This window comes from uncultured Microbulbifer sp., assembly GCF_947498635.1.
GTDB lineage: Bacteria > Pseudomonadota > Gammaproteobacteria > Pseudomonadales > Cellvibrionaceae > Microbulbifer > Microbulbifer echini.
Map to the genome: position 1 here is coordinate 1 of NZ_CANMKV010000160.1, position 260 is coordinate 260.

The 260-nt window shown below is 55.0% G+C and carries 1 protein-coding gene; it reads left to right on the forward strand.

Annotated elements, in window-relative coordinates; translation table 11 throughout:
- A partial coding sequence (locus Q1A69_RS20255) for a DUF2163 domain-containing protein (protein WP_299589774.1) occupies positions 1 to 260 on the forward strand: 260 nt, incomplete at both ends.

The window sequence follows — 260 nt, forward strand, 5'->3', positions numbered from 1 at the left end:
TATTACGCCCAGAACGGTTTCGATTCCAGCATTATCGCCAGTGATACCAGTTTTGATGTGGACAATGCCGAGGGCTACGCCCTGTACAGTACCGACGTGCCCGGCATCACCGTGGAAATGGCGGAACGCGGTGAGTTGGATGGGGCGGAGTGGGCCATGCTTCTGGTCAATTACCGCGATCTGTCCATGGGTGCGCTGTTATTGGATGGTGGCGATATTGGTGAGGTGCGCACGGTAAAGAATACGGTGTTTATCCCGGA